Source organism: Streptomyces sp. NPDC058240 (assembly GCF_042882135.1).
Taxonomy (GTDB): Bacteria; Actinomycetota; Actinomycetes; order Streptomycetales; family Streptomycetaceae; genus Streptomyces.
Genome location: NZ_JBHVWT010000001.1, coordinates 929404 through 953825, shown reverse-complemented (window position 1 = coordinate 953825; position 24422 = coordinate 929404). Strand labels below are relative to the sequence as shown.

The window sequence follows — 24422 nt, the reverse complement described above, 5'->3', positions numbered from 1 at the left end:
CCGTCGTGAGAGTCATCGTCGTAGGAGCCGGCGTGGTGGGAACCATGCACGCCTGGCACGCAGTGAACCGCGGCCACGAGGTCGTACAGATCGAGCGCGAGAGCGAGGCGCGCGGGGCATCGCTCCGCAATTTCGGACAGATATGGGTCAGCGGCCGGGCCAGCGGCGAGGAGCTGGAGACCGCGCTGCGCGCCCGTGAGCTGTGGGAGGGCATCGGGGCACAGGTCCCCGGCCTCGGCTTCCGGGCCTGCGGCTCGCTCACCCCGCTCCGTACCGGGCGGGAGATCGCCGTCGCCGAAACGGCCGTCGCCCGCCCCGACGCGGCGGCCCGCGGCTACAAGCTGCTCACGGCCGACGAGGCCCGCGCGATCAACCCCGCGCTGCGCGGGGACTTCGCCGCCGCCCTGTGGTGCGAGCGGGACGCCGCGGTCGAGCCCCGCACCGCGCAACTCACCCTGAAGCAGGAGCTGTTGCAGTCCGGCCGGTACACCTTCCTCGGCGGGCGCGAGGTCCGCGAAGTGGTGGGCACCGCCTCCGTCCGCGACGACCACGGCGACGTGCACACCGGCGACGCCGTGATCCTGGCCACCGGCGCCTGGCTCGGCGGCCTCGTCCGCGAACTGGCCGGCCCCGATCTGCCGGTGCGCCGCGTCCGCCTCCAGATGATGCAGACCGACCCCCTCGGCGAGCCGCTCACCACCTCCGTCGCCGACGCGGACAGCTTCCGCTACTACCCGGCGTACCGGAGCGAGGCGCTGGACGCCCTCAACGCCGAGCAGGCCCAGGCGCCCACCGCCGCGGCGCACAAGATGCAGCTGCTGATGGTGCAGCGCCGTGACGGCGGACTGACCATCGGCGACACCCACGAGTACGAGCACCCCTTCTCCTTCGACACCGTCGAGGAGCCGTACGAGCACCTCACCGAGGTCGTCGAGTCCTTCCTCGGCCGCCCGCTGCCGAGGATCCGCCACCGGTGGGCCGGGGTCTACGCCCAGTGCACCGACACCGGCCGGGTCGTCCACCGCCAGCAGGTACGGGACGGCGTCTGGCTGGTCACCGGACCGGGCGGCCGGGGCATGACCTGCTCGCCCGCCATTGCCGAAACGACCGCCGACGAACTGGGCTGGTGAAGAAGTTGACCACGCAGAACCCCCACAACCTGATCGTCCTCGACATGGCCGGCACCACCGTCGCCGACGGCGGCCTCGTCGAGCAGGCCTTCTCCGCCGCCGCCGAACGCCTCGGCGTCGAGCCCGGCTCCGCCGACCACGCCGAGAAGCTCGACTACGTGCGCGCCACCATGGGCGAGTCCAAGATCTCCGTCTTCCGGCACCTCTTCGGCGACGAGGACCGGGCCCAGCAGGCCAACACCGCCTTCGAGGAGGCGTACGGGGAACTGGTCGACGGTGGCCGCATCGCGCCGATCCCCGGCGCCCGCGAAGCCGTCGAGCGGCTCCAGGGCGAGGGCCGGACCGTGGTCCTGTCCACCGGCTTCGCCCGCACCACCCAGGACGCTATCCTGGCCGCGCTCGGCTGGCAGAACCTGGTCGCCCTGACCCTCTGCCCGGCCGACGCGGGCGGGCGCGGCCGCCCCTACCCGGACATGGTCCTCGCCGCGTTCCTGCGCACCGGCGCCGTCGACGGCGTCCAGCAGATCGTGGTCGCGGGCGATACCTCGTACGACATGCTCAGCGGCGTGCGCTCCGGGGCCGGGATCGTCGCGGGGGTGCTCACCGGCGCCCACGGCAAGGGCCGGCTGACCCGCAACGGCGCCACGCACGTGCTCGGCTCGGTCGCCGAGCTCCCGGACCTGATCGCGCGGGCCGAGGCATGACGGGCGGAGAGCGGTCCGTCCGCAGCGGAATCAGGTTCGACCAGGTCAGCGTCGCGTACGGCGGCAACACCGTCCTCGACCGGCTCGATCTGACCGTCGAACCCGGCGAGGTCATGGCCCTGCTCGGCCCCTCCGGGTCCGGCAAGACCACCGCCCTGCGCGCCGTCGCCGGATTCGTCCGGCCCGCCTCGGGCCGGGTGTACCTCGGCGACCGCGACGTCACCGGGCTGCCGCCGCACAAGCGCGGCATCGGCATGGTCGTCCAGCAGTACGCCCTCTTCCCGCACATGCGGGTCCAGGACAACGTCGCCTTCGGACTCAAGGCCCGCAAGGTCGCGAAGGCCGAGATCCCCGAACGGGTCGCCGAGGCCCTCGAACTCGTCGGCATGGCCGCCTACGCCAAGCGCTACCCGCGCGAACTCTCCGGCGGCCAGCAGCAGCGCGTCGCCATCGCCCGCGCGCTCGCCATCCGGCCCGGCGTCCTGCTGCTCGACGAACCGCTCTCCGCCCTCGACGCCCAGCTGCGCTCCGGAATGCTCGCCGAACTGGCGCGGCTGCACCGCGAGTTGCCGGACGTCTCCATCCTGTACGTCACCCACGACCAGGTCGAGGCGCTCACCCTCGCCGACCGGATCGCGGTCATGGACCGGGCAAGGCTCCAGGACTGCGGCACCCCGCAGGACCTGTACCGCCGCCCGCGTACCGAGTTCACCGCCTCGTTCGTCGGCAACGCGAACCTGCTGCCGGTCACCGTCGCCGACGGCGCCGACACCGTCGACTTCGCCGGACGCGCGCTCGACGTACCGACCGGCGAGGTGTCCCGCGGGGTCACCGCCACCCTGTGCGTCCGGCCCCACCTGGTCGGGCTCGGCGACGGGCCCAACGCGCTGAGCGGCACCATCGCCGAGGTCCAGTGGCGCGGCTCCACCCACCGGCTGTACGTCGACATCGACGGCCACCGGGTCAAGGCGGACCTGCGGGAGCTGCGCGAGACGCCGGCGCTCGGCGACCGGGTCACGCTGCACTTCGCGGCCGAGGACGCGGTGCTGCTGCCCGCGGGCGCGGCACCGGGAGCCGGGGGAGGGGCCGATGGCTAGCACCGCGCACCCCGCCACGCCCGGCATCACGGCGACGAAGACGCCCCGGCAGCGCAGCGGCGACAGCGGAACCGGCCCGTCCGGGGCGACGCCCCCGGCGACCGGTCCGCAGGCCCCGGCCCGCGAGGCCCGCCGCATCCCCCGCTTCGTCTGGGCGCTGCCGCCCGTCGCCGTCCTCGCGCTCGTCTTCCTCTACCCGCTGGCCCTCGTGGTCCAGCAGTCCGTCAGCCCGGACGAGGGCGGCACCTCGATCGCCCCGTACGGCGACGTGTTCGCCTCCGAGTCGTTCCGCTCGGCCCTGACCACCACCATCTGGCTGGCGGTCGGCTCCACGGTCGGATGTCTGGTGCTGGGCTTCGTCCTGGCCATGATCATCGCGTTCGTGCCGTTCCCGGGCGGCCGGGCGGTCGCCAAGTTCATCGACGTCTTCCTCTCCTTCCCGTCGTTCCTGATCACGCTCGCCCTGCTGTTCATCTACGGCAACGTCGGCATGGCCAACGGGGTCTGGACGGACCTCACCGGGGCGTCCAGTGGCCCGTTCGACTTCCTCACCACGCCGTGGGGCGTGCTGCTCGCCGAGATCACCTACTTCACCCCCTTCGTGATGCGCCCCCTGCTCGCCGCGTTCTCGCAGCTCGACAGCGCGCAGCTGGAGGTGGCGTCCTCGCTGGGCGCGAAGCCGGCCCGGATCGTGCGGCAGGTGATCCTCCCCGAGGCGCTTCCCGCGCTCGCCGCGGGCGGCAGCCTCGTCCTCGTGATGTGTCTCAACGAGTTCGGCATCGTGCTGTTCACCGGCGCGAAGGGCGTCACGACCCTGCCGATGCTCGTCTACAGCAAGGCGATCCTGGAGTCCGACTACCCGGCGGCCTGTGTCGTCGCCGTCGTCAACATTGCGATCTCCGTCGGTCTCTACAGCCTGTATCGGATGGTGAGCCGCCGTGTTGGTGCATAGCCGTACGGGGAAATGGGCCACCTGGGCCGTGTTCTTCGTGCTCTTCGTCCCGCTGTTCGCGGTGCCGCTGCTGGTCATCCTCGCCGCGTCGTTCACCACCAACTGGTCCGGCGCCTTCCCCTCCGGACCGACCACGAAGCACTACGTGGCGGCGACCGGCGGCGACTCCCTCCAGGCGCTGACCACCAGCCTGATCACGGCCGTCAGCGCCAGCCTGCTCGCCCTGACCATCGGCTCCTGGGCCGCGCTCGCCGCCGCCTCGATGCGCAGTCGCGGCAGGAGGCTCCTCGACGCGCTGTTCATGCTGCCGGTCGCCGTGCCGTCCGTCGTCGTCGGCCTCGCCGTGCTCGTCGCGTTCAGCAAACCGCCGATGCTGCTGAACGGGACGCGCTGGATCGTGATCCTGGCGCACACCATTCTTGTCACGGCGTTCGCCTATTCGTCGGTTTCGGCGGCAATAGTGCGTCTCGACCCGATGTATGAGCAGGCGGCGGCCAGTCTGGGTGCCCGCCCCGGTTACGTCCTGTGGCGCATCAAGCTGCCGCTCCTGCTGCCGTCCCTCACGGCGGCCGCAGGGCTCTGCTTCGCGCTGTCCATGGGTGAGTTGAGCGCCACGATGATGCTCTACCCGCCGGACTGGACACCGCTCCCGGTGCAGATCTTCGCGGCCACCGACCGCGGCTCGCTCTTCACCGGAGCGGCCGTCGCCGTGGTCCTGATGGGAACGACGCTGCTCGTACTGCTCGGCGTCTCCCGGATCCGCACCAGGGCCTCGTACCGCTGATCCGCCGACACCTCCCCGTACTGACTCCGGCCGGCTTCCGGCCGACATCCAGGAGATACGACTGCCATGCGCAAGAACCACCTCAAGCCCATAGCCGCCGTCACCGGCTGCCTCGCCCTCGCCGCCACGCTCTCCGCCTGCGGCGGCTCCTCGGCCGCCTCCGACGAGAAGGTCGTCACCGTCTACAGCGCCGACGGCCTCAAGGGCGAGAACGGCGACGGCTGGTACGACAAGGTGTTCAAGGACTTCGAGAAGAAGACCGGCATCGAGGTCAAGTACGTGGAGGGCGGCTCCGGCGAGATGGTGCAGCGCGCCGTCCGCGAGAAGTCCAACACCCAGGCGGACGTCCTGGTCACCCTGCCGCCGTTCATCCAGCAGGCCGACAGCAAGGGCCTCCTCGCCGCGTACGCGCCGGCCGGCTCCGACCAGGTCGACGGCGCCGACAAGGCGTCCGACTCCAAGTGGACCTCGGTCGTCAACAACTACTTCGGCTTCATCTACAACAAGAAGGAACTGAAGTCGGCGCCCACCACCTGGGAGGAGCTGCTGGACGGAAGGTTCAAGAACAAGATCCAGTACTCCACCCCCGGAGTCGCCGGTGACGGCACGGCCGTGCTCATCAAGGCCATGCACGACTTCGGCGGCAAGGAGCCGGCGATGGCGTACCTGAAGAAGCTCCAGGCCAACAACGTCGGCCCGTCCGCCTCCACCGGCAAGCTGGCCCCCAAGGTCGACAAGGGCGAGCTGCTCGCCGCCAACGGCGATGTCCAGATGAACTTCGCGCAGTCCAAGGACATGCCGAACCTCGGCATCTGGTTCCCCGCGAAGCAGGGCGGCAAGTCCACCACCTTCGCCCTGCCGTACGCGGCCGGCCTGGTGAACGAGGCCCCGCACAGCGACAACGGCAAGAAGCTGCTCGACTTCATGCTCTCCGAGCAGGCCCAGAAGGACGTCAGCGCGGTCGGCGGCGGCTTCTCCGCCCGCAAGGACATCGAGGCCACCGACGCCAACGCCATCGAGCTCGCCAAGCTGATGGACGGTGTGGAGGTCTTCGAGCCCGACTGGTCGGACATCGGCACCAACCTGGACACCTACGTCGAAGCCTGGAAGTCGGCCACCGGCAGCTGACCGTTGCCGGAGGATTCACGGCAGACGTACACCGCCGACACCGTCTCGAAGGCCGAATCCCTCACCCTCCAGGTCCCGGCCGGGGCCACCACCGCACAGGTCCGCTTCCGGTACACCGGCGGCAACAACTGGTTCTGGGCGATCGACGGAGTGACACTCACGCCCGCGTGATCCGGCCGTTCCTGCCCGTCGAACGGAAACGCCGTTCTCGGGGCCCGTGAACGTCTTGCTCCGGCTGTCCGGCACTCCGCTGCGGGGCGGAGTGCCGGACCACCACTCAGACGAGGTCGACGAGGTCCGCGATCGAGTCCACGACCTTCGTCGGGCGGTACGGGTAGCGTGCGATGTCGCTCTTGGACGTCAGCCCGGTGAGTACCAGGAAAGTCTCCATTCCGGCCTCCAGCCCGGCCAACACGTCCGTGTCCATCCGGTCGCCGATCATGGCTGAGGTCTCGGAGTGTGCGCCCAAGGTGTTCAGCGCACTGCGCATCATCAGCGGGTTGGGCTTGCCGACGAAGTACGGCTCCTTGCCGGTCGCCTTCGTGATCAACGCGGCGACGGAACCAGTGGCGGGCAACGCCCCCTCGGGTGAGGGCCCGGTGTTGTCGGGGTTGGTGGCGATGAAGCGGGCCCCGTTGTTTATCAACCGGATGGCCTTGGTCAGTGCCTCGAACGAGTAGGTCCGCGTCTCGCCCAGGATCACGAAGTCGGGCTCGGTGTCCGTCAGCACGTATCCGGCTTCATGCAAGGCGGTGGTCAGCCCCGCCTCACCGATCACGTAAGCAGTGCCGCCGGGGTGCTGGTTGTCCAAGAACTTGGCGGTTGCCAGGGCCGAGGTCCAGATGTTTTCCACCGGCACTTCGAGGCCGATGCGGTTGAGCCGCATATGCAGGTCTCGGGCTGTGTAGATCGAGTTGTTCGTCAGGACGAGGAACGGCTTGCCCGAATCACGGAGCTTCTTGATGAAGGCGTCCGCGCCGGGGATCGGCACGCCTTCGTGCATCAGCACCCCGTCCATGTCGGTGAGCCACGATTCGATGGGCCTGTGATCTGTCATGGGGGTGGCTCCTGCCTTACGAGAACTCACGAGATGACCATGCTATTCACTCATCGCACTCAGAGCCTGAACGTCTCGTAGCCCGGACTGGTCGCAGGGAGGCGCCGCACGGGCTGCTTCCACACGATCTCAATGAGTTCCGGGCGGAACACTCCGCGCTGTGCGCCACCCTTGCCCGCTCCGCTGATCATCACGGACTCGATGCTCTTCGAGATCTCCTGCCGCTTCATGTCCACGGTGCGGCTCCCCCACTCACGGACGATGCGGGCAGCCGCGGAGCCCCCTCGGACGGGCGCCTCCGAAAGCGTCGAGACCTTTTCCTTCGTCTCCGACTCCTTGTCCTCCAGGCGGCGGATCTCGCGGGCGTACTCGCCGAGGGAGAGCAGGTCGTCGGCTCGGAGCTGTCGAGCCTCGGCCTTGTCCGCCTCGATCTTCTCCAGCGTCTTCCTTGCCCGGGTCAGCTCGGCATCTTCCTCCTCGGCGGGCTGGGCATTGCGAGACCGACTTTCAAGGCTGCCGATAAAGACCTTCTCCACGTAGTCATCGACCGGGGGACCGCTGCGGGACAGCTTTCCGCACCCGCCGCTCGCCTTCTTGCACAGGTAGTAGTACCCGTGCTTCTCGTAACTGGGGGTGCCCTTCGCGTACCTGGCGGATTGCAGGCCGGTTCCGCACTTTGCGCAGCGGGCGATGCCGGTCAGGAGGCGCTTGGTGACCGTGGTGCCGGTCTTGCGGCCCTTGCCGGTGTTCTTCCGGGCGTCCAGTACATCGATGAGTTCTCGCCACTCCGCGGGCGTGAAGATCGTCTCCCACTGCCCGATGACCGGTGTGCCGTCCGTGCGCTCGACCAGATATTCGGCGGGGTCCACGCGGCCGGACCTCTCGCGGATTTCCTGCGGGATGTAGGCGCGGTACCCGCACAGGCGAGGGTTCCTCAGCACGTACTTCACGCTGGTGTATCCGATCGTCCTGCCGGGGGGAGTCTGGGGGCTGCGTACACCTAGCTCTGTCCACTCTTCGTGGAGAGCGGCGATCGTCTTTCCCTCGACGACGTCCCTGCGGGCCTTCTGGAGAAGCTCGGCCTCCCACTCGTCGACATGCTCGATGTCCTTCCAGCCGAAAGCCCGCTGCCCCTTGTGCGGCTTCCCGTCCCTGGCCTCGGCCAGCTTCTGCCGGGCGACTCGGCGGGCCGCATCCGCGGAGAACTTGTTGGCGACGGTCACGTAGATGCGGGCCTGAAAGCGTCCGTCTCCGGTCGTCAGGTCGTAGTCACCCGCGGTGGTGCCGAAGACCATCGGCCGGCGGGCCTGCTCGTAGATGTCGATGAGACGTTCGAGGTCGCGCGGCCGGCGGGCGACGCGGTCGATGTTGTAGGCCAGGATGCCGCTGATCACACCGTTCTGGAGGTCGAGGACCATCGCCTCGAAGTCCTTGCGCTTCACGCGGCGCTTGTAGGCGGAGGTGTCGTTGTCCTCGTATACGCGGTGGATGTTCACGCGTATCTCCCGGGCCAGGTCGTACACGTCGTCGCGCTGGCGGGCGACCCCTTCCCGGCCGTCGCGTCCGTCGCCCATCTGCCCGATGTCGGAGATTCGGGTGTATCCGCCCACTGTGATCATGTCTGCCCCCCCCCAGTGCTGCCTTCAGGATCGTTCTGCAGCATATGTTTTATCAGCGCGTAGTGAGACCCGAACGTACAGCTTCGAGGCGCTCACCGAGGTGATCCGGCTGGTCAACGGCGGCGTCCGCTTCATCTGTGCCGACCCCGACGAGACCGGCCCGTCCGCCGAGGCCCGCTGCTCGTCACCGGGTCCGTCGCCCCTCCCCACAGGGTGGGGGAGGGCTCCGGGCGGTGCCCGCGGGCCCGTCCCCCGCGCTCCTGCGGATGCGAAAACCCTCCGGAGGCGTGAACCTGCACTGAGGAGGTTCACGATGCGTTCCATACACCTCACGTTCTGTGCCGCCGCGGTCGTCGCGGCGACCCTGGTGCCGGCTTCCGCCGCACTGGCCGACTCAGGCTCCGGGTCCGCCCAGGAGAAAGACCGCACCTCACTGACGGCCACCCCGTCCTCCACCGTGCCGGGCGGCGAGGTGGATCTGCGGCTGGAGGGCTGCAAGGGCCGCGAGGCCACGGGCCGATCCGATGTCTTCGTCTCCGAGGCGCGCTTCTCGCCCGCCGCGGACGGGGGCCTCTTCGCCGAGGCCCGGATCAGCTCGGACGCCTCCCCGGGCGACCACGACATCCAGGTCGACTGCAAGGACGACAAGGGTGCCAAGGCCACCGGCACGGTCACCGTCGTGGACCGAGGCCGGGCCACCCCGCTCGCCCCGGTCGCCGCGGGCGGCGGCGGCACCGCCCTGTTCGCAGGCCGGGACGCCCGGCAGGAAGGCCCCGGCACCGTGCACGCGGTGATCGGACTGGCCCTGGCAGCCGTCGCGGCCGTCGCCGTCGCGTTCCGCAGCGCGCGCCGCCGCCGTTCGGCCACGGACTGACATGTCCGCCTCGGACCGCCCCGCGGATCACGGCAGGCTGCTCGCCGGAGTGGTCTGGGCCGTCCTGTTGCTGGGCCTGTGGCTCTGGGGCCGCGGCATCACCGACGGCTCCGGCGCCAGCTCCGCCCCGACCACCGGCGATGTCGCCGCGGTGGGGCGCCCCCTCGGCGTACCGCTGCCCCCGCCGCACGACCCGATCGCGGGTGCCGTGCCGGAGCGGGTCGAGATCCCGTCGATCGGCGTCGAGGCACCCGTGGTCGCCCGCGGCCTGGACAAGGACGGGGCGATCGAACCGCCCTCGTTCGACACGCCGCAGACCGTCGGCTGGTACGGCGGTGGCACCAAGCCCGGGGCGAAGGGGCCGGCCCTCCTCGTCGGCCATGTCGACACCGAGACCAGACAGGCCGTCTTCTACGGGCTGAGCGCGGCCCGCCCCGGCGCCAAGGTCGAGATCACCCGCGCGGACGGCACCGTCGCCGAATTCACCATCGACGACGTTCAGGTCTTCACCCGGGCGCGCTTCGACGCCGACAAGGCGTACGGCCCGCGCAAGGACGGGCGGGCGGAGCTCCGCCTGATCACCTGCGGCGGCACCTACGACCGAACATCGCGTTCGTACGACGCGAATGTGGTCGTCTCCGCCTACCTGACCGGCGAGAAGCCCGCGGGTGACCACGCCTGAGCTGTCAGGATGGAACGGATGCGGCAGCGCACCGACGCCCGCACCGAGGGGGAGCGGATGTACGGCACTCATGACGGACCCGGCGCCCGCGTCTACGTGGATGCGGGCAACGCCGGCTGGCGCACCCCCGACGCGCTCTTCCGGCCGCTGCGCCGCGCGGGCATCGGGGCGGCCGACGGTTTCGCCGTCAATGTGTCCAACTTCGAGACCACACGGTCCAGTACGGAGTTCGGCAAGCGGCTCTCCGCGAAGGTCGGCGACAAGCCCTTCGTCATCGACACCAGCCGCAACGGCAACGGCCCCTACCGCGGCGGCGCCCCGGCGAGAACTGGCGCAACCCGCCCGGCCGCGCGCTCGGCGAGCCGCCGACGACCGACACCGGTGACCGACTGGTCGACGCCTACCTCTGGGTGAAGCGGCCCGGCGAGTCCGACGGTGAGTGCCGGGGCGGCCCGAAGGCGGGCGCCTGGTGGCCCGAGTACGCGATGGGGCCGGCACGGGCGACGAAGTAGCCGGAGCGGATGCGGGGCACTCCGGTCACCGGGCGCCCCGCACCGTCCGTCGCTACGGAACCTCGACCCACATCCCCTCGGACGGCGTCCCCCTGTCGTCCGTCACGAACAGCATGTACCAACCCGACGGCACCAGCGCCCGGTTGCCCGGCACCGTGACCGTGATCCCGCCCGCCGTCCGCTCCAGCCCCAGCGCCACCGAGAGCTGGTCGGTGTCCGTGACATGGGTGACCGCACTGGGCCGGATCAGCTTCGCCGAGGTGATCGCCGTCCCCCGCGCCGTCGTGAAACTGCCCGTACCGCCGCGCCGGATGTTCTTCGGCCCCGCCGTCAGCACCGGCCGTGAACTCCGGTACAGACAGGGCGGGGTGTGGATCTCGATGCGACCCGCTGGTACATGTGCCCCCGGGTCGTACAGCCGCGCCTGGAGCACATTCGAACCACCGCGCCCGCGGTAGTCGTTGGAGCTTCCGGTGACCAGCCAGTGGTCGGGCCGCATCAGCCAGGCGAACAGGCCGAGCGCGTTGCGGACAACCGGAACTTCCCCCTCTGCAGCCCCCAACTGCACGGTCCATCGGCCTGGTTGGAGCCGATGACCACTGGACAGGTTGTCCGACCCCGGCCCCGATCGTGGGCGAAAAGAGTGGGTTACCAGTCGTACATACCATTCGTGGCTCCCTTGTGGAGGGGGCGTATGGAGGCGTATCGGGGCACCCTTCGCGCCACTGAGTGACTGCATGGTGACTGTGTGACGCTTGCGCGATGGCTGTGCGCCGCCTGTGCGGGTAGTGGTTCAAGGTGGCGCCGTGGAGGGCGTCGCGGGGCGGAGGTCCGGCGCGAGGCTTCCGTGCGGGGGCTTCTGCGCGGGAGGTTCATGAACGAGCAAAGCCCCCTCACGCGTGGTGAGGGGGCTTTGACTCTGCGTGCGCCGCCAGGGACTCGAACCCCGGACCCGCTGATTAAGAGTCAGCTGCTCTAACCAACTGAGCTAGCGGCGCCTGCTGACCTGGAGAACTCTACCCGAAGGTGGGGGGTGCTCCTGACCATTTACCGTCCATCGCGGCCTGTCGGATGGTCGTTTTTTCTCTTCTGTCCGTCAAAATGCGATATGTCAGGAGAGTTGAGACACTGGCGCCCGTGCAGATGCGCCCAAAGATCTTGACGAGTGCGGAGGGGAATCGCATGACTGTGCCGGCTTTCGAGGAGTACGTGCCCACCACCGACTGCACCTGTGCGGGGTGCGCCGCGCAGCGGCGGACCGCCGCCAGTGCACTGCCCCTGCGGTACGGAGGCCATCCGGCCGCGCATGGCGCACGCCGCGCCCTGGTGCTGGCCACCGCGGCCGGAGTGGTGCTGAGCTCCGGCGTCGCCGAGGCGGCGAGCTCGACGGGCACGACGGGCGACCGGGCGGCGGAGGCGGCCGGAGCCGCCCGGACGGACCCGGACGGGGACAGCCCGCAGGGCGGCCCCGGACCGCTGCGGGGCGGCGGTGCCTCGGGGCCGCCCTCGTCCACGACGACCACGCCCAAGCTGCGCAAGAGCAGCCGGGCCGACATCATCAACCGCGCGAAGAAGTGGGTGTCCGCGGAAGTTCCGTACAGCATGCTCAAGTACTGGAAGGACGGCTACCGGCAGGACTGCTCCGGCTTCGTGTCGATGGCCTGGAACCTGACCGGCAACGAGTGGACCGGCAGCCTCGCCGCGTTCGGGAAGCGGATCGCGCGGGAGAAGCTGCAGCCCGGCGACATCCTGCTCTTCCACAACCCGGCCAACCCCTCGAAGGGCTCGCACGTCACGATCTTCGGCGGCTGGACCGACTACACGCACACCCACTACACGGCGTACGAGCAGACGAAGCCGCACACCCGCAAGAAGACGACGCCCATGGCGTACTGGACCAACTCCGGCAACTACGTCGCGTACCGCTACAAGGGCCTCAGCGGCGGAAGCGCCGGCAGCGGTTCGTCGGTGAGGGGGTTCCCGGGTGCCGGGAAGTTCGGCCCCGGTACCAGCAACAAGTACGTCACCCAGCTCGGCCGGATGCTCGTGGAACGGGGCGGCGAGCGCTTCTACACGGTCGGCCCCGGGCCGGGCTGGGGCGACGCCGACCGGCGCGCGACCCGGGCGTTCCAGCAGGCCCAGGGCTGGCGGGGCAAGGAGGCGGACGGCATCCCCGGCCCCGACACCTGGCGGCTCCTGGCCAACGGAACCGGCCGGGACATCCCCGCCGCCGGAACCGGCAGCGGAACGGGAGCCGGCCACGGCGACTCGAACCCGGATTCGAAGTTCCCCGGGCGGGGCTATTTCCGGCCCGGACAGTCCAACAGCCATGTCGACAGACTCGGCAAGCAGTTGGTGAAGAAGGGATTCGGCAAGTACTACACGTCGGGCCCCGGGCCCCGGTGGACCGAGGCGGACCGGCGCAATGTCGAGGCCTTCCAACGGGCGCAGGGCTGGCGGGGCGGAGCGGCCGACGGCTACCCCGGTCCGGAGACCTGGCGGCGACTCTTCGGGTGACGACGGACATGACGGAGGCGGGTATGCGATCCACGGTGTCGGACAGCTCCGGAACCCCGGAGGGCGGAAGGCCAGGGAAGGGGGCGCGGGAGCGGGAGCCGGTCGGGGTGTGCGGCCCGGACCGGGTGGCGCCGCCCGAGCGGGCGGACGGCGGCCCGGGCGGGCCCGCCGGAGCGACGGATTCGGCGAGGGCCGCGGGTGCCGGCGCGGGGCCGGGGTCCGAGCCGGCCGCCGGTCCGGACTCCGTGGTCGACCTCGTGCTGGATCTGGTCCCGGGCGAGGACATGGATGCCGCGCTCGGCGCGACCTCTGCCTCGGTGTCGGTCCCGGCCGCGGTGCCGGGCATCGCGCCCGTCCCGTCCTCGCCCCGGATCCGCACGGCCCCCGACACCGTCTTCGACTCCCTCCCCGTCTCCGGCGGCGACGGGGCCGAGCAGTCCGGCGAATCGCTGTGGGGGACCGGGCGGCGCCACGCGGTCATCGCCAATGAGCGGACCGCGACCATCCCCGTGCACCTGCTCTTCCGCGAGGACGCCGCCCGTGTCGACGCGGCGGCGCTCCCTGCCGGTGTGATGCTGCGGGGAGCCGATGGCGAGCAGTCGCAGGCGGGGGTGCGGCGGCCGCCCGTGCCGAGGGGGCCGCAGGTGCGGCCCTCGACGCGCCCGGCGCCGGTCGGTGATCCACGGCTCGCCGAGCGGCCGGGGCCCGCCCTCCCCGGCTGGCTCGCGCTGCTCGCCGGGCTGGCCGGGGGCGCCGCCGGTGGCGCCGTGCTCTGGTGGGTCGGCGCACTGCCCGCCGCCGCGCTCGCCCGGTTCGGGATCGGCTCGCGCCCGTACGACGGGATCGGGATCGGTGCCTGGGCGGCGCTCGCCGCGCTGGCATCGGTGGTGCTCTTCACGCTCGGCGGCCTGAGCCGCGGACGCGTGGGGTACGCCTGGGTGCTGACGCTGTTCGGCGAGTACCGGGGGAGCGTGCGGCGGACCGGGCTGATGTGGATCAGCCCCCTGCTGCTGCGCCGCCGGGTCGACGTACGCCTGCGGCACTGGCGCAGCGAACCGCTCCCCGCCGTGGACGCCAACGGTACGGCGCTGCGCGTCGTCGTCCTCGTGGTGTGGCGGATCAAGGACACGGTGCGGGCGGCGCTCGGGGTCGCCGACCACGAGGCGTATCTGCGCGAGCAGGTCGAGGCGGCGATGGCCCGGGTCCTCTCGCAGCTGCCCGCCGACGCCTTCCACGAGGACGCGCACACCCTGCGCAACGCCGAGGCGGTCGGCGACGCGCTGACCCGGATGCTGAAGGCGGACTGCGAGCCCGTCGGCATCGAGGTGTACTCGGCGCAGCCGACCGGAATCGAGTACGCGCCGGAGGTCGCCGCGGCGATGCAGCGCCGCCGGATCGCGGCCATCGACGCCAAGCACCGCGACAGTGTGCTGACTTCGGTGGTCGACGCGGTCGACGACACGGTCAACCGGCTGACCGCCCGGGGCATCGTGGAGCTCGACGACTACGAACGGAAGTCCCTGGTCAAGGACTTGACGGTGGCGTTCTACACCGGACGCAGCGGCGGGGAGGGGGCCTGAGGGTCCCGCGGGGCCGTTGAACCACCTTTGGGATACGGGCAATTGGGAGGCGGCGTCCCCAATTGCCCGTCGGCCCAAGGGGAATAGGACTCCCATTGGTCTGGACATGTTCATATCCCGTCAATAATCTGAGACTTGGTCTAGACCGCAGGGCATGCGCGCAGCACAGCTCATGGAACCTCCCCCACGTTCTTGAGGAGCGACAGCAATGCGTAAAAGGGCAAGCGCGGCCGTGGTCGGCCTGGCAATCGCGGGCGTCTCGACGTTCGCGACGAGCAGTGCCGGCAGCCACGGCTACACCGACAACCCCATCAGCCGTCAGAAGCTCTGTGCCAATGGCACGGTGACGGGCTGCGGCAACATCCAGTGGGAGCCGCAGAGCGTCGAGGGCCCGAAGGGCTTCCCGGCGGCAGGTCCGGCCGACGGCAAGATCTGCTCCGGCGGCCACGGGGAGTTCGCCCAGCTCGACGACCCGCGCGGCGGCAAATGGCCCGCCACCCAGGTCACCGCGGGCCAGGGCTTCAACTTCCGCTGGCAGTTCACCGCGCGCCACGCCACGACGGACTTCCGCTACTACATCACCAAGGACGGCTGGGACCCCACCAAGCCGCTCACCAGGGCGGACCTGGAGCCGCAGCCCTTCATGACGGTGCCGTACGGCGGCAAGCAGCCCCCGGCGACCCTGACCCAGCAGGGCACCATCCCCACCCAGAAGAGCGGGAAGCACATCATCCTGAGCGTCTGGAACATCGCTGACACGGCGAACGCGTTCTACGCCTGCTCCGATGTTCAGTTCTGACGCATAGTCAGTTACCGTGCGGCGCCATGAGGAGCGCAGGCACCGTAGCGGAGCTCGTACAGCGCCAATGGGGCGACCACCGGCCCGGACTGAGGCATCGGGACACCGTCCTCACTCATCACCAGGTCGCCTCGGGCGCTGCCGCACGGGCCGCGCTCCTGGCGGATCTGCTGCCGGCGGACGGCGAACCGCACCTCGGGGTGCTGCTGGACAACACCCCCGAATTCCCAATCTGGTTGAGCGCGGCGGCCCTGGCCGGGGCCGCCGTGGCCGGTATCAACCCCACCCGGCGAGGCGCCGAACTGGCCCGGGACATCCTGCACACCGACTGCCGGGTCCTGGTCACCGAACGCGCCCACCTGCCGCTGCTCGACGGCCTGGACCTCCCGGGGGTCCGGATGCTGGTCACCGACACCGACGCGTACGCCGAACTCCTCGCCCCGTACGCCGGAGCCGAGCCGGGCGACACGGTCCGGCCGGACATCGGCCCCGGCACCCGGATGCTGCTCTACTTCACCTCCGGATCGACGGGCGCGCCCAAGGCCGCGATCTGCACCCAGGGACGGCTGGCGGCGGCCGGGCGGTCGCTCGTCGACCACTTCGGCGTCCGGCGCGAGGACGTCCACTACATCTGCATGCCGATGTTCCACGGCAACGCGGTGATCGCCGACTGGGCGCCCGCACTGGCCGGCGGGGCCGCCGTCGCACTGCGCCGCCGCTTCTCGGCCTCCGGATTCCTCGACGACGTGCGGGTGCACGGGGCGACGTACTTCACCTATGTCGGCCGTGCCGTGCAGTACCTGCTGGCCACCCCCGAGCGCCCGGACGACCGCGAGCACCCGCTCCGGCTGGGCTTCGGCACCGAGGCCGGTGCGGTGGACGCGGCCCGGTTCCGGGAGCGGTTCGGGGTGCGGCTGGTCGAGGGCTACGGCTCCTCCGAGGGCGGTGCGGCGATCCAGCGGACCCGGGACACCCCGGAGCGGGCGATCGGCAAGGCGTCGGCCCGTGACGATCTCGCGGTCGTGGACCCGGAGACCGGCGAGGAGCGGGCCACGGCCGTCTTCGACGGGGCGGGCCGGCTGACCAACGGAGCCGAATCGATCGGGGAGCTGGTCAACCGGGGGCGTACGCCCTTCGAGGGCTACTGGCGCAACGCGACGGCGGACGCCGAGCGGGTGCGCGGCGGCTGGTACTGGACCGGGGACCTCTTCTTCCGCGACGCCGACGGCTTCCTCTACTTCGCGGGCCGCACCGACGACCGGCTGCGGGTGGACAGCGAGAACCTGGCCGCCGCGGTGATCGAGAACATCCTGGCCCGCTGGGAGGAGGCGGCGGCCGTGGCGGTGTACGCGGTGCCGGACCCGGTCGCCGGGGACCAGGTGATGGCGGCGCTCGCCATGCGGGCGGGGGCCGCCTTCGACCCGGCCGCCTTCGCCGCGTTCCTCGCGGCGCAGACGGACCTGGGCACGAAGATGGCCCCCGCCTTCGTACGGATCGTCCCGTCGATGCCGGTGACGGCGACGAACAAGGTGCACCGCGTGGGGCTGCGCCGGGAGGGGTTCTGGTGCGGTGATCCCGTGTGGTGGAACGGGACCGGCGTCGGGTACGAGCCGTTCGGCGATGAGCAACTGGGCGCTCTGCTGCGCGAGTACGAGGCACACGGGCGGCGTGCCGCATTCTGTCCTCGATCGCCGGACGCGCCGAATGTGCCGGACGGGCGTGGAATTCAAGCCCGTCCGGCGATCGAGGACACAGCGGCGGCGCGGGTGGACAGGCCCTAGTTCGTCAGGGCCGGCTCCCCCTGCGCGTCCGCCTCCGCGGCCCCCGCCCTCCGCAGCAGCGTCGCGGCCAGCACCGCGCCCGCCAGCAGCAGCGCGGCCCCGGCCACCGAGGCGTACTGCATGCTGTGCACGAAGGCCTCCCGCCCGACCGAGATCAGCGAACCGTCACCCGTGGCCACCGCACCGGCGAGGGTCTTGCGGGCGACCTGCGGAGCCGAGCCCGGCATGTCCGCGGTGTAGATCGCGGTGGCCACCGCGCCCAGCAGGGCCATCCCCATCGCACCGCCGAACTCCTGGCCGGTCTCCAGCAGCGAGGCCGCCGAACTCGCCTTCTCCGGCGGGGCCGTGGACAGCGCCAGGTCCGACACGAGCGCCATCACGGTGACGATGCCGCAGCTCATCACGGCACAGCCGCCGAGCAGCAGCCACAGCGAGTCCGTCCCGGTCAGGGCAAGGACGGCGAAGCCGGCGGCGGCGATGACGAAACCGGCACAGATGACCCGGGCGCGGTCGGTCCGCTGGGCGACGGCCGTGGCCGTCGGGGCCGCGGCGCCCACCGCGAGCGACGGCGCCAGGCTCCACAGCGCGGCCTCCATCGTGTCCATGCCGAGCACCGACTGCAGATACTGCGTGGTGAAGAACGAGGAACCCATCATCGCGAACGCGGCCAGCGCGTTCAGCCCGATGCCCACCGAGAAGCCGCGGTCGCGGAACAGTTCCCGGCTGATCATCGCGTCACCGCGGACGCGCTGGCGGCGGACGAAGAACCAGCCGACGAGCAGCCCGGCAGCGATGATCAGCCCGTTCCGCACGTCGAGCCCATGGGCGGCGCTCTCCTTGATGCCGTAGATGACCGGCAGCACGGACCCCATCGACAGCGGCACGCTCAGGAAGTCGAACCGTCCGGGGTTCGGGTCCTTGAACTCCGGGACCAGCACCGGGACCAGGACCAGCAGCAGCACCATCGCCGGCACATTGATCAGAAAGACCGAGCCCCACCAGAAGTGCTCCAGCATGACCCCGCTGAGCACCGAGCCGAGCGCGATTCCGCCCGCCATGGCCCCCGACCAGATCCCCACGGCCCGGCCGCGCTGGCGCTCGTCGCGGAACATGTTCCGTACCAGCCCCATGGTCGACGGCATCAGCGTCGCCCCGCCGATCCCGAGCAGGGCGCGGGCCGCGATCAGCATCTCGGCGCTGTTGGCGTACGCGGCGGCGACGGATGCGGCACTGAACGCGAACGCGCCCAGGAGCAGCAGCTTGCGACGGCCGATCCGGTCGCCGAGCGAGCCCATCGTGATGAGCAGGCCGGCCAGGGCGAAGGCGTACACATCGAAGATCCAGAGCTGCTGGGTGGCGCTGGGGGCGAGGTCCCGGTCGATGGACGGGATCGCGAAGAAGAGGACGGAGATGTCCATCGAGACGAGGAGGAGGGGAAGCAGGAGGACCACGAAGGCGGTCCATTCCCGGCGACCGGCGAGGTGGCCGCGCTCGTCGGTGTTGCTCGTAGCGTTCGTCATGCCAGGAAATGTACGAGCGTTTAAAACGCTTGTCTAGTACGAGCGTGTAAAACGCTCGTACATGTCGACGGGCAGCAAAAAACGCACTGGGCGGTTCACGTGTGTACGTGAACCGCCCAGTGCGTTGTCTGTGCGCCGCCAGGGACTCGAACCCCGGACCCGCTGATTAAGAGTCAGCTGCTCTAACCAACTGAGCTAGCGGCGCCTGCTGACTCGAAAATAATACCTGCTCCCGAGGGGTGCTGATGACACCCCCGCCGGGCGGACCCTAGAGCGCCAGTGACAGGAGGACCGGCGCCGCCCGCCGGTTCAGCGTGTCCGCCGCCGAGCGCAGGCGGTGCGCGTCCTCGATCGGCAGCGACAGTGCCAGGCAGCCCGCCGACGACCCGGCCGTCAGCGGTACCGCCGCGCACACCGTGCCGACCGCGTACTCCTGGATGTCGAGCACCGGGACCGTCGCCGACTGGCTGTCCAGCTTGGAGAAGAGCACCTTCTCGTTGGTGATCGTCCGCGAGGTGAGCCGGGGCGTCTTGTGGCGGGAGATGTGGTCGCGGCGGCCGTTCTGGTCGAGCTGGGACAGCAGACACTTGCCGACCGCCGAGGCGTGCGCGGCCGACCGGAAGTCCACCCACTCGTTGACCGCGGGGGTGAGCGGGCCGTCGGCGTACTGCGTGACGCGGATCTCGCCGTCGACGTACCGGCTGATGTAGACCGCCGCGCCGACCGAATCGCGCAGCTGCGCCAGTGTCTGCTGGAGCTTGGTCTCCAGCGCCTGTCTGCGGGCGGGACCGGAACCGAGGAGCAGGAGCGAGGAGCCGATGACGTATGCGCCGTCGGTGACCTGCTCCACGTAGCCCTCGCGGCGCAGTGTCAGCAGCAGGGGGCCGAGATGCCCGATGGGTAGTCCCGTCTCCCGGGAGATCTGGGTGTCCGTCACGCCGTTGCCGTGCTTGGAGACCGTTTCGAGAACACGAAGGGCGTACTGCACCGAATGGAACGGTGCGGTCGGTTCGGGCTTCAACGCCACGGTTTCCCCCTACCAGGTTGTGACCGCAAGCTCTGCCCTCACGATAGCCGCCAAGGCTCCTTTCCGGACCGGCTGTTGACGACTCGTCGGTGCGCCCCGGCTCCGTGAGCTGGGGCGCATCCGTCCGGCATATGCCAAGGTCATTGTCAGGGGGCGAGTGGCGAGGTCACAGCACTGCGTCGAGGAACTCGCGGGTGCGTTCGTGCTCCGGATCGGTGAAGATTTTTTCCGGTGATCCGGATTCGATCACCCGTCCCGCATCGAACATCAGTACCGTCTCTGAGACGTCCCGGGCGAAGTTCATCTCGTGGGTCACACAGAGCATGGTGATGTCGGTGTTCCTGGCGATGTCGCCCAGCAGGTCCAGCACGCCCGCCACCAGCTCCGGGTCGAGCGCCGACGTCACCTCGTCCAGCAGCAGGATCTCCGGCCGCATCGCCAGCGCGCGGGCGATGGCCACCCGCTGCTGCTGACCGCCGGACAGCTGGGACGGGTGCGCGTCGATCTTCCCCGAGAGCCCCACCAGGTCGAGCAGCTCCCGGGCCCGGCTCTCCGCCTCGTCGCGGTCCATGCCCAGCACGTTGACCGGGGCCTCGGTGATGTTCTGCAGCACCTTCATGTTCGGGAAGAGGTTGAACTGCTGGAAGACCATGCCGATCTTCTTCCGGGCCTCGCGCAGACGCTTCTCGCTCGCGGGCTTCAGCGATCCGTCGGGCGCCGCGATGTGGGACAGCGGGTTGCCGTCCACCCAGATCACGCCGTCGCTCACCTTCTCCAGCGTCATCAGCAGCCGCAGGATCGTGGTCTTGCCCGAACCGCTGGGGCCGATCAGGGTGATGTGCTCGCCGCGCCGCACCGAGAAGTTCAGCCGGTCGAGGACGACATGGTCGCCGTACCGCTTCACGACGTCGTCGAAACGGACCAGCGGTTGGCCGGTCTCCGGCGCGGCTTCGGGCACGGCGGCCGGCACGGCGTCCCGGGGGGCCGCGGGCGCCGGCTTGTGCAGGGGGAGGGGTTCAGTGGCCAAGACGCTTCTCCAGCTTTCTCATCAGGAGCGAGGTGGGGTAGCTCGCGACCAGGAAGATCAGGCCGGCGAGCGTGAAGACCTCGGTGTACGCGAAGTGGTCGGCGCCGTACTTGCGGGCCTCGAAGACCATTTCCTGCACCGTGATCACGGCGAGGAACGGGGTCTCCTTGAACATCGAGATCGCGTAGTTGCCGAGGGCGGGCAGCACACTGCGCACCGCCTGCGGCAGGATCACGGCCTGCCAGGTCCGCCGCGGGGTGAGCGAGAGCGCCCGGCAGGCCTCCCACTGGCCCTTCGGCACACCGTCGATCCCGGCGCGGTACACCTCGGAGGTGTACGTGGCGTAGTGGACGCCGAGCACCACGATGCCGATCGTCAGCGGCTGCACCGAGGTGAACAGGGCGGCGGCGCCGACCAGTTGGACGAGCAGCGGGGTGGAGCGGATGAACTCCATCACGACCCGCACCGGCACCGTCACGAACCTGCTCGGGGCCCGTCCGGCGACCGCGATGGCCAGCCCCAGGACGGCGGCGACGAGCGTGCCGAGGACGGTCGCCAGCAGCGTGACCTCGAAACCCTGGAGCAGCAGGGGCAGGGCGTCCCGGGCGGCGTCCCAGTCGAAACCGTTCACCGGGCACCTCCCGTCGTCGTGGCGACGGCTTCGGTGGCGCTGCGGCTGCGCAGCAGCGAACCCGCGCCGGTGCGCAGCCCGAGCCGCCGCTTGGCGCTCCGCTCCAGCAGATTCATCAGCAGGGTCAGCGCGTACGCCAGCACGAAGTAGACGGCCAGCAGGGTCAGATACGCGGTGAACGTCTCGCCGGTGCGGTCGCGCAGCTGCTGGACCACGGTCATCAGGTCGGCCGCGGAGATCAGCCACAGCAGCGGGGTGCACTTCAGCAGCTGGATCAGCAGATTGGTGAAGGACGGGATCATCTGCACCCAGGCCTGCGGGAGGATCACCTTCCGCATCCGGTGCAGCGGCGACATGTTGAGCGCGACGGCCGCCTCGTACTGGCCGCGCGGCACGGAGCCGATCGACCCGCGCACCACCTCGGCGCCGTACGCGCCGTAGTTGAGACCGAAGGCGACGACACCGCAGAGCAGCGGGTCCAGCTGGTACCCCGTCAGCGTCGGCATCGCGTAGTAGAGCCAGAACAGCTGGATGTAGAGCGAGGTGCCGCGGAAGAACTCCACGACCACGCGTGACACACCGCGCAGCACCAGCAGCCGGCTGATCGACATCAGGCCGAGGACGAACGACAGGAGCAGGGCGGCCAGTGCGCCCAGGACGGTGGCCTCCAGGGTCACCCACAACCCGGAGCGCAGCTGCGGCAGATCGTCGAGGAAGGCGGAGAAGAAATCACTCATGCGGCGCGGTCCGTCCCCGTCAGCCCTTGCACAGGTCGGCCGTCTTCAAAGTGGCCGGCGGAAGCTCGGTGCCCCCGAAGCCGTACTCCTGGAGCAGGCCCACGTAGCGCGACCTGTCCGCGACGATCTTCTTCAGCTCGCGGTTGAAGGAGTCCCGCAGGTCCTCGTTGCCCTTGCGGAAGACGGCGCCGCCGGGGCTGTACTGCTTCTTGCCGTCGAGTTCCGGCAGGAAGGCCTCGGTGACCTCGGTGTCCGGGTTCGTCTTCGCCAGCCAGCGCAGCGAGATCCCGGTGAGCAGGAACGCGTCGATCCGGCCGCCCTTGAGCGCGTCGGCACCGTCCTGCGGCTTCTGCAGTGTCTTGATCCGGTCCGCGGAGATGCCGGCCCCCTCGGCGTACTTGGCCTCGACGGCGCCCGACATCACCCCGACGGTGATCCCGGCGGCCTTCGCGGAGGCCAGGTCGGTGACCTTCTTCGGGTTGCCCTTCTTCACCATCAGAGCGGTGGGGGAGATGAACTCGGGCTCGGAGAAGAGGGCGTTGGAGCAGCGCTCGGGCGTGATCGCCATCCCGGCACTGACCACGTCGTACTTGCCCGCCTGGAGTCCGGGGACCAGACCGTCCCACTCGGAGAGCGTGGGCTTCAGCTCGTCGACGCCGAGCGCCTTGAAGATCTCCCGGTGCAGGGTGGGCGCCTCGCCCTTGAGCTCCTTGCCCTCCAGATAGCCGTACGGGGCCTCATTGGCGTACGCGACCCGGACGAAGCCCTGCTTGCGGAGCTTGTCGAGCGCCCCCGCGCCGTCCGCGGAACCGGCGTCGGTCTTGCTGCACGCGGAGAGCAGACCGGGAACGACGAGCAGGCCACCCACGGCTGCCGATCGGTTCAGAAAGCCCCGGCGGGACAGGTTCGGGAAGTCAGCCATGGTTCGCAATCTCCTGGAGGGGTCGAACAGTCCGGACAGGGTGAGCGCCTGCCCGATCCCGTACGTCTATGCAGGAAGGGGCTGCATGTGATCGAACGGTGTCCGGACGGTGACCTTCCCGTGTCCCGTGCGGGAGCGGGGGCGGCGTCCGGTGCACGGCGCGTACACCCCTATGCGAAACGGCTCATGACGGTCGGTCATGGGCAAGGGCCGGTGGCGGGAGGACCGGGTCGGCCATCCGTCCTGACCGGCCCGGGTCACTCGCCCGGTTCCCGGACGGGGACGTAACCGCGCCGCTTGTCCACCACGTTCGGCAGGGGCTCCCCGGCCGACCAGAGTTCGTACATCGCCACGAACTGCTCGCTCAGCCGGTCCCGCCAGCCCGCGGTGTCGCCGCTCATGTGCGGTGACACGATCAGATCCGGTACGTCCCAGAGCGGGCTCTGCGGCCCCAGTGGTTCCTGCTCGAACACGTCGAGCGCCGCGCCCGCGATCCAGCGCCTGCGCAGTGCTTCGGCCAGATCCTCCTCGACGACCATCGGCCCGCGCCCCACGTTGATGAAGCGGGCCGACGGCTGCATCAGCCCGAAGAACCGGGCGTCGAACATGGCGCGGGTCGACTCGGTCAGCGGAGCCGCGCAGATCACCCAGTCGGCCAGGGCGGTCAGCCGGTCCAGATCCTCGGCGCCGTGGATGGTGCGCCGCGCCCTGCGTCCCACGAGGGCCACCTGGACCCCCAGCGCGATCAGCAGCCTGGTGATCTCCCGCCCGATCGGGCCCGCGCCGACGACCACCGCGCGACTGCCCGCGAGCCGGGTGCTCTCGCGGTGGCGCCACTGCCGCCGCCGCTGGAGCTCCAGCGTGCCGGGGAGGTCCTTGGCGAACGCCAGCACCAGGCCGGTCACGTATTCGGCGATCGGCCGCTCGAAGACGCCCCGGGCGTTGGTCAGCACCGTGTTGGAGGCCGTCAGTTCCGGGCAGAGCAGCCGGTCCACGCCCGCGCTCGCCGTGTGCACCCAGGCCGGGCGCGGGCCGTCGCCGGGCCAGGCGGCCCGTACCGCGTCGGAGGCGAAGTCCCACACCAGCAGCACATCGGCCGACGGGAGCCGCGCGGCGAGACCGGCCTCGTCCGTGTACCGGATCCGGGCCCGGCCGGTCAGCCGGCCGAGACGCGGCGACGGGTCGGTGTCCAGGACGAGCAGGGTGGGCTCTGACATGAGAGGCGGTCGCTCCGCTGCGTCTGGGAGGTGCGGATTGACCACGCTCGCACCCGGGCCCGTACCCGTCAACAAGGCGCCGTGGGAGTCACGACATATGGGGGAATACTTGGAGAGAATAGGGC

22 protein-coding genes, 2 tRNA genes and 3 pseudogenes are annotated in these 24422 nt (G+C 70.3%); 15 read left to right on the top strand and 12 right to left on the bottom strand.

Annotated features, from left to right (window positions below):
* The first annotated feature begins 5 nt into the window (after window positions 1–5).
* The 7 genes from ACFVX4_RS04275 (at window position 6) to ACFVX4_RS04245 (ending at window position 5966) form a co-directional block, all read left to right on the top strand.
* Window positions 6–1130 carry a TIGR03364 family FAD-dependent oxidoreductase gene (locus ACFVX4_RS04275; protein ID WP_389971732.1) on the top strand — a complete coding sequence of 375 codons (1125 nt, stop codon included), beginning with the start codon at window positions 6–8 and terminating at the stop codon, window positions 1128–1130.
* On the top strand, window positions 1127–1834 hold the full coding sequence (locus ACFVX4_RS04270) for a phosphonatase-like hydrolase (protein ID WP_389971730.1): 708 nt from the start codon (window positions 1127–1129) through the stop codon (window positions 1832–1834). Before ACFVX4_RS04275 ends, ACFVX4_RS04270 begins: the two co-directional genes overlap by 4 nt.
* Window positions 1831–2931 (top strand): ABC transporter ATP-binding protein, encoded by a 1101-nt coding sequence (locus ACFVX4_RS04265; protein ID WP_389971728.1) that lies wholly within the window; start codon window positions 1831–1833, stop codon window positions 2929–2931. The genes ACFVX4_RS04270 and ACFVX4_RS04265 overlap by 4 nt, the downstream gene beginning before the upstream one ends.
* Window positions 2924–3883 (top strand): 2-aminoethylphosphonate ABC transporter permease subunit, encoded by a 960-nt coding sequence (locus ACFVX4_RS04260; protein WP_389971726.1) that lies wholly within the window; start codon window positions 2924–2926, stop codon window positions 3881–3883. The genes ACFVX4_RS04265 and ACFVX4_RS04260 overlap by 8 nt, the downstream gene beginning before the upstream one ends.
* The gene (locus tag ACFVX4_RS04255) at window positions 3870–4667 is read left to right on the top strand and encodes an ABC transporter permease (RefSeq protein ID WP_389971724.1); all 798 of its coding nucleotides are present in this window, start codon (window positions 3870–3872) and stop codon (window positions 4665–4667) included. The genes ACFVX4_RS04260 and ACFVX4_RS04255 overlap by 14 nt, the downstream gene beginning before the upstream one ends.
* Window positions 4668–4733: 66 nt before the next feature.
* Window positions 4734–5795, top strand: coding sequence for a 2-aminoethylphosphonate ABC transporter substrate-binding protein (locus ACFVX4_RS04250; RefSeq protein WP_389971722.1), 1062 nt, complete (start codon window positions 4734–4736; stop codon window positions 5793–5795).
* A gap of 3 nt (window positions 5796–5798) precedes the next feature.
* Complete coding sequence (locus tag ACFVX4_RS04245; RefSeq protein ID WP_389971720.1) at window positions 5799–5966, top strand: hypothetical protein; 168 nt, start codon at window positions 5799–5801, stop codon at window positions 5964–5966.
* Window positions 5967–6072: 106 nt separating this feature from the next.
* Here the strand turns inward: ACFVX4_RS04245 and ACFVX4_RS04240 are convergent, their stop codons facing one another.
* Both ACFVX4_RS04240 and ACFVX4_RS04235 read right to left on the bottom strand, forming a co-directional pair.
* Window positions 6073–6852 (bottom strand): HAD-IIA family hydrolase, encoded by a 780-nt coding sequence (locus ACFVX4_RS04240; RefSeq protein ID WP_389971718.1) that lies wholly within the window; start codon window positions 6850–6852, stop codon window positions 6073–6075.
* Between the two features lie 59 nt (window positions 6853–6911).
* Window positions 6912–8471 (bottom strand): recombinase family protein, encoded by a 1560-nt coding sequence (locus ACFVX4_RS04235; protein ID WP_389971716.1) that lies wholly within the window; start codon window positions 8469–8471, stop codon window positions 6912–6914.
* Window positions 8472–8532: 61 nt separating this feature from the next.
* Between ACFVX4_RS04235 and ACFVX4_RS04230 the strand changes: the two are divergent.
* The 4 genes and pseudogenes from ACFVX4_RS04230 to ACFVX4_RS04215 form a co-directional block, all read left to right on the top strand.
* A pseudogene (locus ACFVX4_RS04230) lies at window positions 8533–8672 on the top strand (TIGR01457 family HAD-type hydrolase); the annotation flags it as partial.
* A 112-nt stretch (window positions 8673–8784) separates the two neighbouring features.
* Window positions 8785–9345 (top strand): hypothetical protein, encoded by a 561-nt coding sequence (locus ACFVX4_RS04225; RefSeq protein WP_389971714.1) that lies wholly within the window; start codon window positions 8785–8787, stop codon window positions 9343–9345.
* A 1-nt stretch (window position 9346) separates the two neighbouring features.
* The gene (locus tag ACFVX4_RS04220; protein ID WP_389971712.1) at window positions 9347–10027 is read left to right on the top strand and encodes a class F sortase; all 681 of its coding nucleotides are present in this window, start codon (window positions 9347–9349) and stop codon (window positions 10025–10027) included.
* A 78-nt stretch (window positions 10028–10105) separates the two neighbouring features.
* A pseudogene (locus tag ACFVX4_RS04215) lies at window positions 10106–10539 on the top strand (glycoside hydrolase family 6 protein); the annotation flags it as partial.
* Window positions 10540–10591: 52 nt separating this feature from the next.
* Here ACFVX4_RS04215 and ACFVX4_RS04210 read toward each other — a convergent pair.
* Together ACFVX4_RS04210 and ACFVX4_RS04205 are read right to left on the bottom strand one after the other, a co-directional pair.
* Window positions 10592–11047 (bottom strand): annotated as a pseudogene (locus tag ACFVX4_RS04210) (galactose oxidase early set domain-containing protein); the annotation flags it as partial.
* A gap of 416 nt (window positions 11048–11463) precedes the next feature.
* Window positions 11464–11537: transfer RNA gene (locus tag ACFVX4_RS04205), tRNA-Lys, on the bottom strand.
* A 184-nt stretch (window positions 11538–11721) separates the two neighbouring features.
* Here ACFVX4_RS04205 and ACFVX4_RS04200 point away from each other — a divergent pair.
* The 4 genes from ACFVX4_RS04200 (at window position 11722) to ACFVX4_RS04185 (ending at window position 17216) form a co-directional block, all read left to right on the top strand.
* Window positions 11722–13056, top strand: a complete 1335-nt coding sequence (locus ACFVX4_RS04200) for a peptidoglycan-binding protein (protein WP_389971710.1) — start codon at window positions 11722–11724, stop codon at window positions 13054–13056.
* Between the two features lie 23 nt (window positions 13057–13079).
* Entirely contained in the window at window positions 13080–14636 is a 1557-nt protein-coding gene (locus ACFVX4_RS04195; protein ID WP_389971708.1) for an SPFH domain-containing protein, read from the top strand.
* A gap of 208 nt (window positions 14637–14844) precedes the next feature.
* The gene (locus ACFVX4_RS04190) at window positions 14845–15435 is read left to right on the top strand and encodes a lytic polysaccharide monooxygenase (RefSeq protein ID WP_389971706.1); all 591 of its coding nucleotides are present in this window, start codon (window positions 14845–14847) and stop codon (window positions 15433–15435) included.
* Between the two features lie 26 nt (window positions 15436–15461).
* Window positions 15462–17216, top strand: a complete 1755-nt coding sequence (locus tag ACFVX4_RS04185; protein WP_389971704.1) for an AMP-binding protein — start codon at window positions 15462–15464, stop codon at window positions 17214–17216.
* Here the strand turns inward: ACFVX4_RS04185 and ACFVX4_RS04180 are convergent.
* From ACFVX4_RS04180 to ACFVX4_RS04145, 8 genes are all read right to left on the bottom strand, one after another.
* On the bottom strand, window positions 17213–18736 hold the full coding sequence (locus ACFVX4_RS04180) for an MFS transporter (RefSeq protein ID WP_389971702.1): 1524 nt from the start codon (window positions 18734–18736) through the stop codon (window positions 17213–17215). The genes ACFVX4_RS04185 and ACFVX4_RS04180 overlap by 4 nt on opposite strands.
* Window positions 18737–18867: 131 nt before the next feature.
* Window positions 18868–18941: transfer RNA gene (locus ACFVX4_RS04175), tRNA-Lys, on the bottom strand.
* A gap of 63 nt (window positions 18942–19004) precedes the next feature.
* Window positions 19005–19763, bottom strand: a complete 759-nt coding sequence (locus ACFVX4_RS04170; protein ID WP_389971700.1) for an IclR family transcriptional regulator — start codon at window positions 19761–19763, stop codon at window positions 19005–19007.
* Between the two features lie 166 nt (window positions 19764–19929).
* Window positions 19930–20790 (bottom strand): ectoine/hydroxyectoine ABC transporter ATP-binding protein EhuA, encoded by an 861-nt coding sequence (gene ehuA, locus ACFVX4_RS04165; protein ID WP_389971698.1) that lies wholly within the window; start codon window positions 20788–20790, stop codon window positions 19930–19932.
* Window positions 20780–21421 (bottom strand): ectoine/hydroxyectoine ABC transporter permease subunit EhuD, encoded by a 642-nt coding sequence (gene ehuD / locus ACFVX4_RS04160; protein WP_389971696.1) that lies wholly within the window; start codon window positions 21419–21421, stop codon window positions 20780–20782. The genes ehuA and ehuD overlap by 11 nt, the downstream gene beginning before the upstream one ends.
* Window positions 21418–22158, bottom strand: a complete 741-nt coding sequence (gene ehuC, locus ACFVX4_RS04155; protein WP_389971694.1) for an ectoine/hydroxyectoine ABC transporter permease subunit EhuC — start codon at window positions 22156–22158, stop codon at window positions 21418–21420. The genes ehuD and ehuC overlap by 4 nt, the downstream gene beginning before the upstream one ends.
* A gap of 19 nt (window positions 22159–22177) precedes the next feature.
* Window positions 22178–23080, bottom strand: coding sequence for an ectoine/hydroxyectoine ABC transporter substrate-binding protein EhuB (gene ehuB, locus ACFVX4_RS04150; RefSeq protein ID WP_389971692.1), 903 nt, complete (start codon window positions 23078–23080; stop codon window positions 22178–22180).
* Between the two features lie 257 nt (window positions 23081–23337).
* Window positions 23338–24297, bottom strand: coding sequence for a D-2-hydroxyacid dehydrogenase (locus ACFVX4_RS04145; RefSeq protein ID WP_389971690.1), 960 nt, complete (start codon window positions 24295–24297; stop codon window positions 23338–23340).
* Between the last annotated feature and the right edge of the window lie 125 nt (window positions 24298–24422).

What these genes read in the sequence shown, in the direction of transcription:
- ACFVX4_RS04265 (WP_389971728.1), top strand. Translation starts at nt 1,831, where the DNA reads ATGACGGGCGGAGAGCGGTCCGTCCGCAGCGGAATCAGGTTCGACCAG.
- ACFVX4_RS04260 (WP_389971726.1), top strand. Translation starts at nt 2,924, where the DNA reads ATGGCTAGCACCGCGCACCCCGCCACGCCCGGCATCACGGCGACGAAG.
- ACFVX4_RS04250 (WP_389971722.1), top strand. Translation starts at nt 4,734, where the DNA reads ATGCGCAAGAACCACCTCAAGCCCATAGCCGCCGTCACCGGCTGCCTC.
- ACFVX4_RS04240 (WP_389971718.1), bottom strand. Translation starts at nt 6,852, where the DNA reads ATGACAGATCACAGGCCCATCGAATCGTGGCTCACCGACATGGACGGG.
- ACFVX4_RS04235 (WP_389971716.1), bottom strand. Translation starts at nt 8,471, where the DNA reads ATGATCACAGTGGGCGGATACACCCGAATCTCCGACATCGGGCAGATG.
- ACFVX4_RS04225 (WP_389971714.1), top strand. Translation starts at nt 8,785, where the DNA reads ATGCGTTCCATACACCTCACGTTCTGTGCCGCCGCGGTCGTCGCGGCG.
- ACFVX4_RS04220 (WP_389971712.1), top strand. Translation starts at nt 9,347, where the DNA reads ATGTCCGCCTCGGACCGCCCCGCGGATCACGGCAGGCTGCTCGCCGGA.
- ACFVX4_RS04200 (WP_389971710.1), top strand. Translation starts at nt 11,722, where the DNA reads ATGACTGTGCCGGCTTTCGAGGAGTACGTGCCCACCACCGACTGCACC.
- ACFVX4_RS04195 (WP_389971708.1), top strand. Translation starts at nt 13,080, where the DNA reads ATGCGATCCACGGTGTCGGACAGCTCCGGAACCCCGGAGGGCGGAAGG.
- ACFVX4_RS04190 (WP_389971706.1), top strand. Translation starts at nt 14,845, where the DNA reads ATGCGTAAAAGGGCAAGCGCGGCCGTGGTCGGCCTGGCAATCGCGGGC.
- ACFVX4_RS04185 (WP_389971704.1), top strand. Translation starts at nt 15,462, where the DNA reads ATGAGGAGCGCAGGCACCGTAGCGGAGCTCGTACAGCGCCAATGGGGC.
- ACFVX4_RS04180 (WP_389971702.1), bottom strand. Translation starts at nt 18,736, where the DNA reads ATGACGAACGCTACGAGCAACACCGACGAGCGCGGCCACCTCGCCGGT.
- ehuC (WP_389971694.1), bottom strand. Translation starts at nt 22,158, where the DNA reads ATGAGTGATTTCTTCTCCGCCTTCCTCGACGATCTGCCGCAGCTGCGC.
- ehuB (WP_389971692.1), bottom strand. Translation starts at nt 23,080, where the DNA reads ATGGCTGACTTCCCGAACCTGTCCCGCCGGGGCTTTCTGAACCGATCG.
- ACFVX4_RS04145 (WP_389971690.1), bottom strand. Translation starts at nt 24,297, where the DNA reads ATGTCAGAGCCCACCCTGCTCGTCCTGGACACCGACCCGTCGCCGCGT.